The organism is Thiomicrospira aerophila AL3 (genome assembly GCF_000227665.2).
In the GTDB taxonomy this organism is placed as follows: domain Bacteria; phylum Pseudomonadota; class Gammaproteobacteria; order Thiomicrospirales; family Thiomicrospiraceae; genus Thiomicrospira; species Thiomicrospira aerophila.
The window spans coordinates 737620-753613 of record NZ_CP007030.1; the positions used below are offsets into that span (position 1 = coordinate 737620).

15 protein-coding genes are annotated in these 15994 nt (G+C 45.6%); 8 read left to right on the forward strand and 7 right to left on the reverse strand.

The genetic code is table 11. The features are described from left to right. The first annotated feature begins 9 nt into the window (after nucleotides 1–9). Genes THIAE_RS03425 through THIAE_RS03435 form a run of 3 tightly spaced genes read left to right on the forward strand, consistent with a single transcriptional unit; the run spans nucleotide 10 to nucleotide 3941 of the window. Complete coding sequence (locus THIAE_RS03425) at nucleotides 10–1263, forward strand: lipoprotein-releasing ABC transporter permease subunit (RefSeq protein WP_006459256.1); 1254 nt, start codon at nucleotides 10–12, stop codon at nucleotides 1261–1263. Further along, the gene (locus tag THIAE_RS03430) at nucleotides 1256–1960 is read left to right on the forward strand and encodes an ABC transporter ATP-binding protein (protein WP_006459255.1); all 705 of its coding nucleotides are present in this window, start codon (nucleotides 1256–1258) and stop codon (nucleotides 1958–1960) included. The genes THIAE_RS03425 and THIAE_RS03430 overlap by 8 nt, the downstream gene beginning before the upstream one ends. Further along, on the forward strand, nucleotides 1923–3941 hold the full coding sequence (locus tag THIAE_RS03435; protein ID WP_239232394.1) for an ABC-F family ATP-binding cassette domain-containing protein: 2019 nt from the start codon (nucleotides 1923–1925) through the stop codon (nucleotides 3939–3941). The genes THIAE_RS03430 and THIAE_RS03435 overlap by 38 nt, the downstream gene beginning before the upstream one ends. 54 nt (nucleotides 3942–3995) lie before the next feature. On the opposite strand, the gene THIAE_RS03440 is transcribed toward THIAE_RS03435, so the two are convergent. Together THIAE_RS03440 and THIAE_RS03445 are read right to left on the reverse strand one after the other, a co-directional pair. Beyond that, nucleotides 3996–4211 (reverse strand): YgaP family membrane protein, encoded by a 216-nt coding sequence (locus tag THIAE_RS03440; RefSeq protein ID WP_006459253.1) that lies wholly within the window; start codon nucleotides 4209–4211, stop codon nucleotides 3996–3998. 118 nt (nucleotides 4212–4329) lie between these two features. Next, on the reverse strand, nucleotides 4330–5394 hold the full coding sequence (locus THIAE_RS03445; RefSeq protein WP_006459252.1) for a hypothetical protein: 1065 nt from the start codon (nucleotides 5392–5394) through the stop codon (nucleotides 4330–4332). Between the two features lie 123 nt (nucleotides 5395–5517). Between THIAE_RS03445 and THIAE_RS03450 the strand changes: the two genes are divergently transcribed. Genes THIAE_RS03450 through THIAE_RS10955 form a run of 3 tightly spaced genes read left to right on the forward strand, consistent with a single transcriptional unit; the run spans nucleotide 5518 to nucleotide 8791 of the window. Beyond that, a complete protein-coding gene (locus THIAE_RS03450) occupies nucleotides 5518–6345 on the forward strand; it encodes a CheR family methyltransferase (RefSeq protein WP_006459251.1) in 828 nt (275 codons plus the stop codon). An 11-nt stretch (nucleotides 6346–6356) separates the two neighbouring features. Further along, nucleotides 6357–7487, forward strand: a complete 1131-nt coding sequence (locus THIAE_RS03455; RefSeq protein WP_006459250.1) for a protein-glutamate methylesterase/protein-glutamine glutaminase — start codon at nucleotides 6357–6359, stop codon at nucleotides 7485–7487. Between the two features lie 32 nt (nucleotides 7488–7519). Further along, complete coding sequence (locus THIAE_RS10955; protein ID WP_006459249.1) at nucleotides 7520–8791, forward strand: methyl-accepting chemotaxis protein; 1272 nt, start codon at nucleotides 7520–7522, stop codon at nucleotides 8789–8791. A 101-nt stretch (nucleotides 8792–8892) separates the two neighbouring features. Here THIAE_RS10955 and dbpA read toward each other — a convergent pair whose 3' ends face one another. Next, entirely contained in the window at nucleotides 8893–10296 is a 1404-nt protein-coding gene (dbpA, locus tag THIAE_RS03465; RefSeq protein WP_006459248.1) for an ATP-dependent RNA helicase DbpA, read from the reverse strand. 32 nt (nucleotides 10297–10328) lie between these two features. Further along, complete coding sequence (locus THIAE_RS03470; RefSeq protein ID WP_006459247.1) at nucleotides 10329–10625, reverse strand: hypothetical protein; 297 nt, start codon at nucleotides 10623–10625, stop codon at nucleotides 10329–10331. 61 nt (nucleotides 10626–10686) lie between these two features. Between THIAE_RS03470 and THIAE_RS03475 the strand changes: the two genes are divergently transcribed. Beyond that, a complete protein-coding gene (locus THIAE_RS03475; protein WP_006459246.1) occupies nucleotides 10687–11004 on the forward strand; it encodes a hypothetical protein in 318 nt (105 codons plus the stop codon). Here the strand turns inward: THIAE_RS03475 and THIAE_RS03480 are convergent. The 3 genes from THIAE_RS03480 to THIAE_RS03490 are packed head-to-tail and all read right to left on the reverse strand — an operon-like array spanning nucleotide 11001 to nucleotide 14262. Then, a complete protein-coding gene (locus tag THIAE_RS03480; protein ID WP_006459245.1) occupies nucleotides 11001–11504 on the reverse strand; it encodes a copper chaperone PCu(A)C in 504 nt (167 codons plus the stop codon). The genes THIAE_RS03475 and THIAE_RS03480 overlap by 4 nt on opposite strands. A gap of 2 nt (nucleotides 11505–11506) precedes the next feature. After that, a complete protein-coding gene (locus tag THIAE_RS03485; protein ID WP_006459244.1) occupies nucleotides 11507–12130 on the reverse strand; it encodes an SCO family protein in 624 nt (207 codons plus the stop codon). Nucleotides 12131–12186: 56 nt separating this feature from the next. After that, nucleotides 12187–14262 carry a TonB-dependent receptor domain-containing protein gene (locus tag THIAE_RS03490; protein WP_006459243.1) on the reverse strand — a complete coding sequence of 692 codons (2076 nt, stop codon included), beginning with the start codon at nucleotides 14260–14262 and terminating at the stop codon, nucleotides 12187–12189. 166 nt (nucleotides 14263–14428) lie between these two features. Between THIAE_RS03490 and ilvA the strand changes: the two genes are divergently transcribed. Continuing rightward, entirely contained in the window at nucleotides 14429–15958 is a 1530-nt protein-coding gene (gene ilvA / locus THIAE_RS03495) for a threonine ammonia-lyase, biosynthetic (RefSeq protein WP_041483046.1), read from the forward strand. The last annotated feature ends 36 nt before the right edge of the window (nucleotides 15959–15994 follow it).

Below are 15994 nucleotides of genomic sequence, written 5' to 3' on the forward strand. Positions count from 1 at the left end.
CCTTTCGTTATGTTTAAATTGCCAGTCGAATTATTATTGGGCACCCGATACATTCGTGCCAAGCGGCGTAATGGTTTTATTTCATTTATTTCTATGTCATCGATGATTGGCATTGCCTTGGGGGTGATGGCCTTGATTACGGTGATGTCGATTATGAATGGTTTTCAGCATGAGCTTCGTGAGCGGATTTTAGGCATGACGGCTCACATGACGGTGAGTGATCGTCCGAGTTATTTAGGCGATTGGCAGGCGACTCGAGAGTTGGCTTTGGCGCACCCACAGGTGATGGGCGCGGCGCCGAATATCCAAGAGCAGGCAATGTTGAGTCACCGCGATCGCGTACAGGGTGTGATGGTTCGCGGGGTGTTACCTGAAATGGAAACCTATGTTGCCAATATCGAACAAATCTTAACCTTAGGCAGCTGGGATCGGCTTATAGCGGGTGAGTTTGGGGTTATTATTGGCCGCGACCTTGCTATTAATTTGGGTGTGGCGGTCGGTGATCAGATTACCCTGTTGGCGCCACAGGGGGCGGTGACGCCCGTTGGGGTGGTGCCGCGGGTTAAGCGCGTGACAGTCACTGGCGTGTTTAATGCCGGCATGTATGAATATGACTCGGGTGTCGTGTATATGCACTTAGATGATGCGTCGGTGTTGTTTCGTTATCGGGATGGCGCGGTATCCGGTTTGCAGTTGAAAGTAGCGGATATGTTTCGAGTATTTCAAGTGAGACGTGATTTTGCGAGTATGAGTGGCGAGAACTTCTTTATTCGCGATTGGACGCAACAACATGCCAACTTTTTTAAAGCCATTCAACTTGAAAAACGCATGATGTTTATCGTTTTGGCGCTGATCATTATGGTGGCGGCCTTTAATATTGTGTCAACCATGGTGATGGTAGTGACCGATAAGCAAAAAGATATTGCGGTATTGCGCACCTTGGGCGCGACGCCAGCCAGTATTCAAGCCATTTTTATTATTCAAGGTTTGATCATTGGTATTATTGGAGCTACTCTGGGGCTTATTTTAGGGGTGCTTTTGTCGTTAAATATAGATGTCATTGTGCCGTTTATTGAAAATCTTTTTGGTTTCGAATTTTTTCCAGCCGATGTCTATTACATCAGCCAAGTACCCTCCAAACTCCTTTGGAGCGATGTCTGGTCGGTTTCCCTATTAGCATTTGGCTTGACCCTAATTGCCACGCTTTATCCAGCCTGGCGTGCATCACGCATCCAACCTGCGGAGGCGCTTCGTTATGAGTAATCCTTTACAGCCGGTATTACAAGCGCAAGGTGTGGGTAAGATATTTCAAGAAGGTGTTTTACAAACGCCCGTTTTGCATGACATTAATTTTTCGCTGAATCCAGGTGAGCGCCTAGCCATTGTCGGTGCATCAGGATCGGGTAAAAGTACGCTGTTACATTTGTTAGCAGGCCTGGCACTGCCGAGTGTGGGTGAAGTGTTTTTGCAGGGGCAAGCTTTTTCAAGTTTATCGGAAGCGCAGCGCAGTAAACTGCGTAATCAGCATCTTGGTTTTGTCTATCAATTTCATTACTTATTGGCTGAGCTGACGGCATTAGAAAATGTCATGCTGCCGCTGCGTATCGCACGGGTACCGGCGAAGTTGGCACAGCAAAAAGCCCAGGACTTATTGGCCGCAGTCGGCTTGGCTGGTCGTGTGGCGCACAAACCGAGTGAGTTGTCGGGCGGTGAGCGCCAACGCGTTGCAATTGCACGGGCATTGATCACTGAGCCAGCTTGCATTCTCGCCGATGAGCCAACGGGCAATTTAGACTCTAAAGCAGCAGAGCAAGTATTAAGTTTAATGTTGAATTTAAATGAGCAGTTTAATACCGCCTTATTGGTGGTGACTCATGATTTGCAATTGGCTGAGAGCCTAGGTAGCAAAATTGAATTGGTCGATGGACAAATCCAGCGAGGCATTGATGCTCACGCTTGAAAAGGTTCAGCTATTCGCCGGTACCAAATGTCTATTAGATAACGCCTCAATGACCTTGCACCCTGGCCAAAAAATGGGTGTTGTTGGGCGTAATGGTGTGGGTAAATCGAGCTTATTTAAAACCCTATTAGGTAACAGTCATTTTGATGCAGGACAGATGCGTTTACCGAGCGAATGGCGCTTGGGGTATGTTGACCAACAGGACGACCTACCTGAGGTAGCCGCGTTAGATTTTGTGATGACCGGTGATACCGAGTATGCGCGTTTAAGCACAGAGCAGCAGGCCTGCGAAGCACAACTCAATCAACCCAATCTTAGCGATAGGCTGCGCCATGACGCCCAGCAGCGGTTAGTTAGCCTGCATGATGATTTAGATCGGATTCAGGCCTATCTAGTGCCGGCTAAAGCGAAACAACTCTTAATGGGCTTAGGGTTTGATGAAGCTGACTTTGTTAAACCAGCACCGCATTTTTCAGGGGGTTGGCGAGTAAGACTAAAATTAGCGCGGGCCTTGATGCAGCCGGCGGACTTGTTGCTGTTAGATGAACCGACCAACCACTTGGATGTTGAAGCCGTCGCTTGGTTAGAGCAGTGGCTAGCGAGTTATCCTGGGGCCTTGTTGGTGATTTCGCATGACCGGCATTTTTTAGACCAGGTGGTTGATCATATCCTGGTGATTGACCAACAAAATCTGACCAGCTATAAGGGTAACTTTGCTGCCTACGAGCGTCAGCGGGCCGCGGCGATTATGCAACAACAAGCCTTAGCCGATAAGCAAAAGCAAAAAATGCAGCAGTTGAAAAGTTTTATTGCGCGTTTTAAAGCCAAAGCCAGTAAAGCGAAGCAAGCGCAAAGTCGTGTTAAGGCGCTGGCCAGGATGGATGAAGTCGCACCTTTGCAGGCACTTAATCCGTTTCAATTCAACTTCGCCAGTCCTGAATACTGCCCAGACCCAATGGTGCAGTTTGAAAAAATTAACTTTGCTTATCCCGAATCACCGTCTCAATTTAGGGATGTAACACAAACCCTCCGTGCGGGTGATCGAATTGGTTTGGTTGGGATTAATGGCAGTGGTAAATCCACCTTTATTAAACTCCTAGTCGGTGAACTCATCCCAGAGTCGGGGCATATCCTGCGAGCGAAAGGGCTTAAAATTGGCTATTTTGCCCAGCATCAAATTGAAACCCTAGAGCCGTCTCATACCCCTATTCAAGCGATGCTGCGGCGTTTTCCGGATTTAACTGAACAGCAGGCGCGTGATTTTATCGGCGGTTTTGGGTTTGGTCAGGAGATGGCTGGACAAACTATCGAGTGTTTTTCGGGCGGGGAAAAGGCCAGGTTGTGTTTAGCGTTTATTGTCTATGAACAGCCGCACTTAATTATTTTGGATGAGCCAACTAACCATTTGGATATGGATAGTCGCGATGCCTTAGAGCACGCATTACAAGATTTTAACGGTGCCTTGATTATGGTGTCGCATGATCAATTACTCTTAGCTGGCCTGGTAGATCAATATTGGTGGGTACATGAACAACAAGTGACCCTTTTTTATGGTGATTTGGATGCGTATTTACAACAGCGTTTAGCGCTGTTAAAACAGCAGAGACAAGAGCAAAAACAACAAAAACAAGATAAGCTCGGTGCACAAAACGATGCTTCACCGGTGATGCAAAAGAATAAAAAAGAACAACGTCAAGAGGCGGCGGCGTTACGTCAACAGCAGCAAGCACTAACGCGCCCTTTAACCAAAAAGATTCAACAGCTTGAACAGCAAATGAACGATTTATCAAGTCAATTGGCAGAATTAAATCAACGCTTAGCAGATCCGACTCTTTATGAAGATAGTCAAAGCTCAGCACTTATTGCAGACCTATTACAACAACAGGGTAGCGTGCAGCGTGAGTTAGATGAAGTTGAAATGCAATGGTTAGCTTGTCAGGAAGAACTGGAAGCCTTGTTAGAGAGTATCGCTGCGAAATGACAAAAGCGCCTAGGGCGCTTTATGTCAAGATTGCTTTATGTCAAGATGTAGTGCTTAAACTTCACGTTTGGTGAAAGGTGAACCATGCTTTAAACCTAGTTTTCTCAATACAAGTACCATTGGGCAGAAGCCAGTTAAACTTGAGAAAATTAAGTTTGCGCCAACAAATGCGGTTAAAAAGAACCAGTAAGGGTGAAACATTAAGCCTAAAAACAAGCTAACTAACACCATGGTGCCTGCTACCATCAATACGATACGTTCAATGTTCATTTAATTCTCCTCGATAATGTTATTAAATGCTGACCTGGTTATGTTAACGGATTTAGCGTGTAAAAGCGATGACTAATTATTAGAAAAAACTAATATGTTTTTTCAAGATACGCTGGTCTCAAATGTGGATGTCAATTAACTGAAAATCCCGACTCAGTTTTAACGGATCGGGCGCAGTGGCAAGCGTATAAACGCGAGCAAGATCAAATCCTTGTAATTTGAGTGCATGATTAAGACTATCAACTTGAGCGAAAAATTGGTCACGCCAGGCTGCGTCATCACTATAGACACCTAGCGTCAGTTTTGCGGGCGCAAACCAATCTAACTGTAAATAATGTAAAGTTTCTGCTGCGCTGTTAGCAGTGGCACTGAGTTCTAGAATGACTTGCCAATGTTGAGTGTCTTCGTCATGGCTTAGGTTTTTAAAAAACAATCTAGCAAGATAGTCCCGCTGATCTATCGCCAAAAGATGTTGGCTTATCCAATGATAGTCTTCCGCCAACCATTGAATTTGCTGGACTTTGACTTGATTCATCGCCCCTTCAACACCATTTAAAAGTTGGCTTATAACCGATTGTTTTGATGCAGCCGCTGTTGCTTGCCATTGTTGCAATCCTTGGCTTAAGCGCATTAAAGCCGCTTTAAGGTTTAAACTCGCATTGCCTTGTCCACTCACTAACTGCGCTTCTAAATTGGCGCTACCTTGTTGAACAGCTTGAGCAAGTTGTGAGCTGGATAAGTTTTGTGTTGGTAGTCGCAACTGGGATAAAAGCTGCTGCAGTGGTTGGCTAACTAGGGGTGGCAACTGCGGTTGCATTTGGACTAATTGGGTGATGGCCTGTGTTAGGTTGACTTGATGGGGTAAGGCTTGGCGTAAGGTTTCAAGTTGAATAGGCGGTGTTTGCGGTTGAATCTTTAATAAAATTTGCCCGGTATTGCTTGCTTGGGCTTGCACTAATAGACTCTGTCCAGGCCGAAGGTTAAGGTCGGTTTGCGCCGTCAGGGTCTGGCCATTTAGGGACAAAGTTACATTTTTTAATCCAGGCTGACTAAGTGGCTGAAGTTGTAAAACGTCCACTTTCATCAATTGGCCTAAATGAAGATTTAGTTTAGCTGATGCCGCGATAGGCAGACTAAGCTGCATCCCCGTGGTAATAGGGGGAGAGGATGAAATTTTAAACATATTAGGTAACCATATTTTGTTCTTTATTAGATTAAATGGTTTAAACTATCACTAGAATAAATCATAAACTTCTCAGCGGCTATGTTGAAGAAGCATTAACCTGCGTTTTGAGGATAGGTTGTCATGAGTGCAACAGAATTTGCTTTTACTGTACAAGATTTTAAGCGCGTTCGTACTATGGTGTATGAATTTGCTGGCATTGATTTAAGTGATTCTAAACGAAATTTGGTTTACAACCGCTTAGCTAAACGGATACGTTTCTTGGGTTTAGACAGTTTCAAAGGCTATTTAGACTTTGTGGAGGCCCAAGGGGAAGAAGAGTTTGTTACTTTGATTAATGCGATCACGACTAACTTAACTTTCTTTTTTCGAGAAAACCATCATTTTGAATATTTAGCCCAGTCAGTTATTCCTTTCCTGTTAAAAAAAAATGCCACAAGTAAAAAGATTCGTATTTGGTCGGCCGGTTGTTCAACAGGTGAAGAACCTTACTCCATAGCGGTGGTATTAAAAGAAACAGTTCCTAGTGGTTGGGATGCAAAAGTTATCGCTACTGACTTAGATACCAATGTATTGGATACTGGTCGCCAAGGCGTTTACGCTATAGACCGCCTTAAAGGTGTTGAGCAAGCGAGAATTAAACGCTGGTTTATGAAAGGAACAGGCGCTAATGAAGGCTTTGTTCGAGTCAAACCTGAGTTGCAAGAGATGATTACATTTGGTCAGGTTAATCTAATGCAAGATTGGCCAATTAAGGGGCCAGTTGATGTGATTTTCTGTCGTAACGTGGTCATTTATTTTGATAAACCGACGCAATCACGATTATTTAATCGTTATGCTGACGTATTGGCTAATGAGGGGCACCTATTCATAGGTCATTCCGAATCATTAAATAAGATAACTGATCGATTTGAATTACTCGGTCAAACAATTTATCGCAAAATAAAATAGTTGGGGATGCTATGGAAAAAGTGCGCGTCTTAATTGTCGATGATTCGATACTTGTACAACAAATTTTGACTCAAATGCTCGATGCTGACCCGTTGATTGAGGTGGTTGGCGTAGCTGGCGACCCCTATGAAGCAAGAGAGTTGATAAAAAAATTGCATCCTGACGTACTCACGCTTGATGTAGAAATGCCAAAAATGAATGGCATTAGTTTTTTAAAGAATTTGATGCGTTTACACCCGATGCCGGTGGTGATGATTTCAACCCTGACAGAGCGTGGTGCAGATATTACCCTTCAGGCACTTGAGCTGGGTGCAATTGATTTTGTGACTAAGCCGAAAGTTGATTTATCTAATACGCTAGATAAATATGAATTTGAAATTTGTCGTAAGGTAAAACAAGCTGCACGCGTTAAACGCGAGTCGCTTGCTGAGCAATATCAACGATTTGCTCATAATCAGACTCAAAAGCCTGCAGTAGAGTCTTTCCCTACGACAAAAGTAATGCCAAAGCTGAGTGCGGATGCGGTTATTAAAAAAATTGCGGTACCGAGCAAGTTTCCCAAGACTCAGCAAAAAGTGATTGCGATTGGCGCATCAACGGGTGGCACAGAGGCAATTAAAGAAATTTTAATGCGTTTGCCCGAAAACACGCCGCCTATCGTTATTTCACAACATATTCCGGCTGCATTTAGTGAACCCTTCGCCAAGCGGATGGATACGATTACGCCGATGAAAGTTATTCATGCGCAAGCACGTCAAAAATTAGAAACTGGGCATGTTTACATCGCGCCTGGCAATCGTCATTTGATTGTGGAGCGTGAAGGCACACAATATTTTGCGACATTAAATGATGGGCCAGAGGTCAATCGACATAAACCCTCGGTCGATGTGATGTTTAGATCCGTAGCTCAAGCTTGTGGTCCGAATGCCGTTGGTATATTGTTAACTGGCATGGGGGCAGATGGTGCCCAAGGATTATTGGAGATGCAACAAGTTGGCGCGCATACTATTGCACAAGATAAATTATCGTCAGTAGTTTGGGGTATGCCTGGAGAAGCCGTAAACCTAGGTGCAGCGGATCAGATTATTGCATTAGATAAAATACCGAGAACGTTACTTGAGGTTTTAACACTGCTTAATTGAGTTTGAGTAGCGAATTTTACAAAGAGGATAAGATGGCAGAATTTATAAAAAACTTTTGGCTTGGTTGGTTACTAAGTGTATTAACGGCAATATCAATTTTTTGGCCGATACCCTGGTTAACTTTTGGGTTGATTGTAGTAACCACCTTAGTTTGGACAGCTTTGGCATGGTCAAACCTTAACCAAAAAACCGAACAGGAGGTTAACTACCCGACCTTTCCAATTGCTGATTCTGCTAATGAAGTTTCGAATCACTCGCTTGATAGTTATGCAGACGATGCGCATTTGGCTGAGCACATCCATAATGCTCATCAACCCATGGTATCAGTGGTACAAGATATGGATGTGGCCATCAATGAAGAGGTTGCATTGGTTACGACAGAATTGACCCAAGCAAAAGAACTTGTTGCTGAATCCATAGTCACTCTAAACAACAGTTTCACGGGTTTGCACGAACAAACTAAACAACAGTACGAAGTGGTATCTTCTTTGATTGCGAACTTGGGTGGCGGTGCTGACGGCATGACCATTCAAAAGTTCTCTCAAGAAACCAAAGAGGTATTGCAGCAGCTTATTGATATGATCATGAATGCGAGTCAACGAAGTAGTGTTACCGTGACTAAAATCGATGACATGGTCTCACAAATTGAAGGTATTTTTAATTTACTTGAAGATGTAAAAGGTATTGCCGATCAAACTAACTTATTGGCATTGAATGCGGCTATTGAGGCTGCTCGTGCCGGTGAAGCGGGGCGTGGTTTTGCGGTTGTTGCTGACGAAGTTCGCAAACTTTCACTTCATTCCAATCAGCTTAATGAACAAATTCGTTTGAAAGCTCAAAAAGCCCGCCAGACCGTTGATCAGGTTCATGGTATTGTCAGTGACATGGCTAATAAGGATGTTGAGCAGGTTAATACCTCTAAGTCGCGCGTCGATAATATGCTAGTTGATCTTGAAACAATGAACGATACGATTTCAAGTCGATTAGGTAGCATGTCTCATTTGATTAAAGGCATTGAGTCGAGTGTATCAGATGCGGTACGTTCCCTGCAGTTTGAAGATATTGTTCGTCAGTTAATAGAGCAAGTGATTAGTAACCTAGATAACTTGAACGATTTCTCTTCAGAGGTAAATCAGTTTATGGTGGGGTATCAAGAAGATCCTGCTCAAACTTTTGAAGAGTATCATCAACGCATGACGGCGTTTATTCAAGCTATTCAGTTAAAGCGCGAAGAAATTGAGCATAAGCGGATAAAACGTGTCAATAATAGCTCAATGGAAGAAGGTGATATCGAATTATTCTAGCGGGTTTTTCAACTCGCTATGACTCTACTGAGTTGCAAAAAGGGCTGTCGCATACAGCCCTTTTTGTTATCTGTTCTAACATCTAATTGATGTTGAGTAATTTATCCAATCGTTAAGCGTTTTACGCGGACTTTTTTGCCTTTTAATTTATTGTTGTTTAAGTGTGCCAAGGTCTGTTTAGCTAAATGACGGCTGACAGCCACATAGCTGCGCACATCGGTGACTTTAATTTTGCCAATCTGTTCAGCCTGCAGTTCGGGATTAGCGGTCAGTGCACCGACGATATCACCAGGACGCAGTTTGTCTTTCTTGCCAGCATCCAGCTGCAAGGTCGTCATCGTTGCTTGCAAGGGTGGTTGTTGCAAAAGGCTGTCATGGGGCAGGGAAGATGTCACAATGGTCTGCCCTAAATAGTCACCGAGCATCGCTACTTTATAGCTTTCTTTATCGCTAATCAGGCTCGCCGCCCAACCCGTCTGTCCGGCGCGACCTGTACGCCCAATGCGATGAATATGCACTTCAGGGTCTTGGGCAAGATGATAGTTAATCACGCCGTCAAGATCGCTAATATCTAAGCCGCGGGCGGCCACATCGGTCGCGACCAATACCGCAATACTATGGTTGGCAAACTGAATTAAGGTTTGATCCCGGTCGCGCTGTTCCAAATCACCATGCAATGCGGCGGCACTAAAGCCAGCATCGAGTAGTTGGTCTGCAACCGTCTGCGCGTCTTTTTTAGTATTACAAAAAATGACACAGGCATCAGGGCGATGCTGCAATAACAATAGACGTGTTGCCTTAAATCGTTGTTCTGGAGTGTCAACTTTATAAAAAGCTTGGTTGATACTGCTAGGTTCATGTTGTATGGCCACTTTAATTGTTATCGGGTTGTGCATCACATGACTGGCCATCTGTGCAATGGCATCAGGAAAGGTCGCACTAAATAACAGCGTTTGACGTGGTGTAGGCAGGGTGGCTAGGATAGCTTCAATAGCCGGTTGAAAACCCATTTCAAGCATGCGATCGGCTTCATCCAATACCAGTGTTTTTAGGCCTGATAATGACAGAGTCTGTTGCCGCAGGTGTTCTTCAATTCGCCCAGGCGTCCCTACAATAATGTGGGCACCTTGTTGGAGCGAGCTTTGTTGCGCAGCCAGATTGCTGCCGCCACAAAGTGTCAGGACTTTAACATTAGGCATTTGACGTGCAAGACGACGGATTTCTTCTGCGACCTGATCGGCCAGTTCGCGCGTTGGACAAAGTACCAGGCCTTGAATAGTAAAATCTTTGCTATCGAGTTGCTGTAGCAAACCTAAACCAAACGCTGCGGTTTTACCCGACCCGGTTTTGCTTTGGGCAATTAAATCTTCGCCGGCTAGAATAATCGGTAGGCTTTGCGTTTGAATGCTGGTGGGTTGGTGGTAGCCCAAGCTGGTTAGATTGTTAAGCAAGCTTGGGTTAAGTGAAAGGCTGTCAAATGTTGTAACGGGAGCGGGTGTGGTCAAAGGATATCCTAAAATGACAAGAGCCAGCTATCTTAGACCATCCCGCCGAATTGATGATTCCACAGGCTGCCAAAAATAAGGCTAATAAAAACTCCAAATCCTAGCACGAAGTACCACATTTTGCGCCATTTTTTATCTGCTATCGCTTCAGTTGAGTCTTCTTCCCAATCATCGGGACGATCTTTAAAAAATAAATACATGATCCCCATCGCGCCTATAAAGCCGGCTAGATTGGCAAAATAGACAATACCCGTAAAATATGACGACATGGCAAGGGATAACAGTACCATATAGGTGAGCAAGATTTTCATCATTGGGGTTAAGGTCATAACTGGCTTTCCTTTTAATTAAGCTTGCCCTATTGTAGTGAAATTTTAAGGAGGTAAAAAGGTGTCTAGCTATAAGTTAATCGTTTTTGTACCCCAGGCATCGATTGACCAGGTCAAATCAGCGCTATTTGCAGCTGGAGCGGGGCGTTTAGGAAACTATGATGCGTGCAGTTGGCAAGTGTTGGGTGAGGGGCAGTTCCGACCTTTAGCAGGAAGCCAGCCAGCAATAGGTCAGCAGGGGCAGGTTGAGCGGGTGGCGGAATATCGACTTGAAACCCTAGTGGCTGAAGCAGACTTAACGGCGGTAGTTGCCGCATTAAAACTGGCTCATCCTTATGAAGAGCCAGCTTATGAAGTGGTGCAGTTGGTCAATGTTTAGTGGTGACGGTGCATTCCATGACCGCCTTGGTGACCTTGTCCCATGCCCATGCCCATAATTTTACGCACTGGCGCTTGCAGTGTTTTCTCACTGCCATCCGCCATCACCAGAGTGATGTCAACCAGGTCGCCTTCGGTGAGTGCACGAGTTGGGCCAATCAGCATCACGTGAAGGCCACCGGGTTTTAATTCGGCTTGCCCCATGGGGTCAATGGCGATTTCGGGGATTTCACGCATGCGCATAACGCCCCCATCGTTAATATGCGTGTGTAGCTCCACGGTATTTGCGGCATCTGATTGCGCACGAACCACCGCAATCGCCTCATCACCAGTATTGATTAAGGTCATAAACGCACCTGTGGCGGGCGCCATCGGAGGCATTTCACGGACATAAGGGTCATCAATTTCTAATTGAGCGGCTTGATTAGCCATGACTGAAAAGCTACTGGCGAGCAGCAGGCCTGCTAAAGCAAAGGTCGCGTGTCGAAGATAAATTGTCATAGTTAAATCCTTTCTAAGTATTGCAACAGGGTTTGATAATAAAACTCAGTGCCAGCGGCATGGGGCAGTTGCGTTTGCAATTGTCCGTTACGGTCGATGACATAAGTAAACGCGGAATGATCAACCGCATAGTTTTCACTGCCATCATCGATTTTTAAATAGACCGCACCATAGCGTTGGGCAACCTCGGCAATGGTGCTGGCATCAGCGGTTAAGCCCAGCATGTCGGCAGCGAAATAATCTACATATTGACGTAAACGTGTAGGGGTGTCACGTTCTGGATCAACCGAGATAAATAAAATTTGCACCTGTTGCTGTTGCTCAGGCGTTAATTGTCGATAAGCCAGCGAGAGCTCCCCCAAATTAGTAGGGCAAATATCCGGGCAAAAGGTGTAACCAAAATAAGCCAGTACCACTTGACCGTTAAAATCACTTAAGGACACACTACCCTCATCAGACTGCAGGGTGAAATCGCCACCCGGTGGCGCGGTCATGCTGACTGACTGCGCACTAGGGTGAGTTGATTTCGGTTCTAATGTATAGAGGAGCGCATAGCTGCCAGCTAAAAAGACCCCGAACGCGAGCATGAGTAATAAAAAGGCTTTGTTTAAGTTTCGTTGCTGCATGGTGAACTCCTATTATTTTGTGCCTTTATTTTACCTAATTTCGATAGCAGGCCTGGTTAAAAGCGTGCGTTGAGTTTCGCCCAAACGCTGCGACCAGGTTCATTAATTTTATCCAGCGTTGCGCCCGTTGTAGGGTCGTTACGGTTGATGTGGTTAAAATAGGCCTTATCAAAAAGATTGTCTACGCCAGCTTGTAGGCTAAATGTTGCATTGATTTGATAGCCAGCATAGAAATCAAGTGTGCTCCAAGCAGGCGTTTCTCGTTCGTTGAAATCCGTGTTAACTTGGCTTTGCTGGGTGGCAAAATTGGCACGAAGCCCGGCATAACCTTGGTTGAGCAGATATTCGGCAAATAGCTGGCCATTTAGCGGTGCCATATGGCTTAGGTTACGGCCATCGGTTAAATTACGCCCTTCGGTAAAGGCAAGGTGTCCTCCGACAAGCCAGCGGCTATTGACCAGATAGCTCAGATCAAATTCAGCACCATAAATTTCAGCGTCGATATTGACGTAGATATTGTTAATGCCAGTGGTATCAGTAACGCCATCTACCATAACAGGCCGAGCATTAGCAGAATCTTGGTTTTTAGCTTGGTCGCGCAAAATATAATCGCTGACGCGGTCGTAATAGACATTCACTGACCAATTTAACGCGCTACTGGTGTGACTTAAACCTAAATCCACTTGTGCATGACGCTCAGGATTCAAATCCGGATTCCCCGTCCAGTCGGCACGTGCCATAAAACGTTCAGTTTCATCGGCGGTGCGGGTGGTCAGACTCAAACCACCAAACCAAGCGAGCGTTGAGCTTAGGGTTTGTTCATAGCGAACCAGGCCATTCCAATTGGTTTCTTCTATTTTGGTGTTGCTGGAGTAGTTTTGATAGGCGGCATTATATAGGTTTACAGGTTCTCTAGTTGATCCAGCAACAGCCTCATTATTATCCGGTGCAGTGTTGGCATCGCGGGCATTGGCTTGAACGCGATCCACACGCACACCATAAATTAAGTTTTGTGTGCTGGATAATGCGGTATTCGCTTCAATAAATAGGCTGTTTTGCTCGGTGGAAGTGTTAGGCCACATCAGAAATTGAGATTGATTATCTACTCTATTAAATAACGTCGCTTGTTTTTCAATCGTTTGCAACAATACCCCATAATCAACAGAGGTCTGACCAAGATTCGAGGTTAAGCGGAGTTTGCCACCTTGGGTCGTCACTTCGCTGGGGACTTCCATTCGCATACCACTGTTCGGGCGTAAGCTAAAATTATTCATTACATGATCGACTTCAGAGCGATAGACTGAGATCTCAATGCTGTTTACCAGGCCTGCTAGTTCGTCCGCCTCATAACTTAACCGCGTCATGGTGCCATCAGACTTGGGTGAATCCATCCCCGCACCTTGAAACAATGCGTCGGCAGTATTGGCGATTTCATGGGATAGCTTAATGTGTTGATTAGCGGTGGGATTCCAACCTAAATCGATATGCCCTTGAGTGGTGCGATAACTGGAACGCACTTCGTCGCCATTACCATCGCGGTAGTTTTCGGCATCCTTATAACTGCCTTGTAACCGAATATACACTTGATCGTTACCGGCGGTGACCTCGGCACCATAGTTTTCGCGTACACCATTGCTGGCTGTACCGATAAACGCCTCACCCATAATAGATTGACCTGGCGCAAATTCCGGACGGTCACGATGCAAAATGACTGTACCACCCGTACCACCGACGCCATATTGCAATGATTTAATCCCTTTGATAATTTCGATGCGATCAAAGCTACTCAGTTCAGTGTAGGCCGTCGGTGGGTCCATGCGATTGGGGCAACCCCCTTCGATTTTGCCGCCATCGATTAATACATTCACCGCTGATTGTCCTTGGCCGCGAATAATCATATCAAGACCATGACCACCTAAGCGTTGACCATCGACACCTGAAAAGTTGCGCAATAGCGCACCTGATTCACTATTGCCCTGGCGGTTGAGCAGTTCGTTAAGCTCGGGTGTGCTATCTAGCTGACCAGACACGGCAATAGCCGGTAGGGTGGGCGTGTCAGTATTATTGGCCTGCGCAAAGACAGGCGTGGCTAATAAACTGCTAATGGTCAGGTGTAGTAAAGTTGGACGCATGATGTCATCTAGCCTCAATTTGATTGAAATTGCGCATTAGTTTAGACAGATTTTTACACCAGAGTATTGAGAGAGTATTGAGATGTTGGGCAGGTGTTTAGAAGCGATTGATTCTTGCAGTTGCGTTGGAGTTGTTATAATGGCGTTTTGTTCGGATAGAAATGTAATGGCGCTGCTAGAAGATGTACTCAAAAATGTGTTGACCGTGCCGGTTTATGATGTAGCGGAGGAAACGCCGTTGGAATTGGCGCCGTTGTTATCGCAAAAATTACTCAACCAGGTGTGGTTAAAGCGCGAAGATTTGCAGCCGGTGTTTTCGTTCAAGTTGCGCGGTGCCTATGCCAAAATGGTCAAACTTACGCCCGCACAACAGGCGGCTGGGGTCATTGCTGCGTCGGCGGGTAATCATGCGCAGGGCGTGGCCTTGTCAGCCAAAAAAATGGGTATTAAAGCCATTATCGTGATGCCGCAAACAACGCCTCCGATCAAAGTGAACGCCGTAAAACGCTTGGGGGCTGAAGTCGTTTTGCATGGTGAAGCCTTTGATGAGGCGGCGGTTTACGCTAAACAATTAATGCGCGAGCAGGGCTTAACCTTTATTCACCCTTATGATGATGAAGATGTCATTGCCGGACAGGGCACGATTGCACTAGAAATATTACGCCAACATCCCAAGCCTTTTGATGTGGTGTTTGTGTGTGTTGGTGGCGGCGGTTTGATTGCTGGTATTGCTGCGGTGCTAAAACAAATTTGGCCCAAAACGCGTATTGTTGGGGTGGAAGCTGAAGATGCCGCTTCGATGACCCAAGCCTTAGCCGCAAAAGAGCGGGTGGTATTACCGCAAGTTGGTTTATTTGCCGATGGCGCGGCGGTCGCCCAAGTCGGCGAAAAACCGTTTGAAATCGCCCTGGCCTGTGTGGATGAAATGATTACGGTGTCAACAGACGAAATTTGTGCGGCTATTAAGGATGTGTTTGAAGATACGCGGGCTATTTCTGAACCAGCGGGTGCGCTAGCCGTAGCGGGTTTGAAAAAATTTGTCCAACAACGCGGTGTGTCTAATTTGAGTTTGGGCGCAATTGTCAGTGGCGCGAATATGAACTTTGACCGCTTGCATCATATTGCGGAGCGTACCGAGCTAGGTGAAAAACGTGAAGCAATTTTTGCGGTCAAAATTAAAGAACAGCCGGGCAGTTTTAAACGTTTTTGTGAAGATTTAGGGCCGCAGCGGGTCATTACCGAATTCAATTATCGCTATGCCGATGACCAAGAAGCCTTGGTGTTTGTGGGCGTGCGTACCAGCGGCGGCTATGCCGAACAACAACAGCTTGTTGGGCATTTGCGCGAGCTGGGGTACGAGGTAGAGGATATGTCAGACAACGAATTGGCCAAGTTACATTTGCGTCATTTGGTTGGCGGACGCGTCCCCGGCCTAGCCGATGAAAAGGTCTATCGTTTTGAGTTCCCTGAACGTCCAGGCGCATTGCTTAATTTTTTAAGCCACATGAGTGTTGAGTGGAATATTAGTTTGTTTCATTATCGTAATCACAGCGATGCATTTGGCCGCGTGTTAGTGGGGGTGCAGGTGCCTGATCAGCATCATGCTGATTTTGAGGCCTATTTAGATTGTTTAAAGTACCCCTATGTGTCTGAGCAGGACAACCCGGGCTATAAACTGTTTTTAAGCTCTAAATAAATCCCTGAGCAAGATTAATCCACAAGTAGGTTTTAG

Bases quoted from the DNA above. Each gene is read 5' to 3' on its own strand.
- THIAE_RS03480 (WP_006459245.1), bottom strand. From the start codon at position 11,504: ATGACAATTTATCTTCGACACGCGACCTTTGCTTTAGCAGGCCTGCTG.
- THIAE_RS03450 (WP_006459251.1), top strand. From the start codon at position 5,518: ATGAGTGCAACAGAATTTGCTTTTACTGTACAAGATTTTAAGCGCGTT.
- THIAE_RS03485 (WP_006459244.1), bottom strand. From the start codon at position 12,130: ATGCAGCAACGAAACTTAAACAAAGCCTTTTTATTACTCATGCTCGCG.
- THIAE_RS03425 (WP_006459256.1), top strand. From the start codon at position 10: ATGTTTAAATTGCCAGTCGAATTATTATTGGGCACCCGATACATTCGT.
- THIAE_RS03470 (WP_006459247.1), bottom strand. From the start codon at position 10,625: ATGACCTTAACCCCAATGATGAAAATCTTGCTCACCTATATGGTACTG.
- THIAE_RS03445 (WP_006459252.1), bottom strand. From the start codon at position 5,394: ATGTTTAAAATTTCATCCTCTCCCCCTATTACCACGGGGATGCAGCTT.
- ilvA (WP_041483046.1), top strand. From the start codon at position 14,429: ATGGCGCTGCTAGAAGATGTACTCAAAAATGTGTTGACCGTGCCGGTT.
- THIAE_RS03430 (WP_006459255.1), top strand. From the start codon at position 1,256: ATGAGTAATCCTTTACAGCCGGTATTACAAGCGCAAGGTGTGGGTAAG.
- THIAE_RS03440 (WP_006459253.1), bottom strand. From the start codon at position 4,211: ATGAACATTGAACGTATCGTATTGATGGTAGCAGGCACCATGGTGTTA.
- THIAE_RS03435 (WP_239232394.1), top strand. From the start codon at position 1,923: ATGGACAAATCCAGCGAGGCATTGATGCTCACGCTTGAAAAGGTTCAG.
- THIAE_RS10955 (WP_006459249.1), top strand. From the start codon at position 7,520: ATGGCAGAATTTATAAAAAACTTTTGGCTTGGTTGGTTACTAAGTGTA.
- THIAE_RS03455 (WP_006459250.1), top strand. From the start codon at position 6,357: ATGGAAAAAGTGCGCGTCTTAATTGTCGATGATTCGATACTTGTACAA.
- THIAE_RS03490 (WP_006459243.1), bottom strand. From the start codon at position 14,262: ATGCGTCCAACTTTACTACACCTGACCATTAGCAGTTTATTAGCCACG.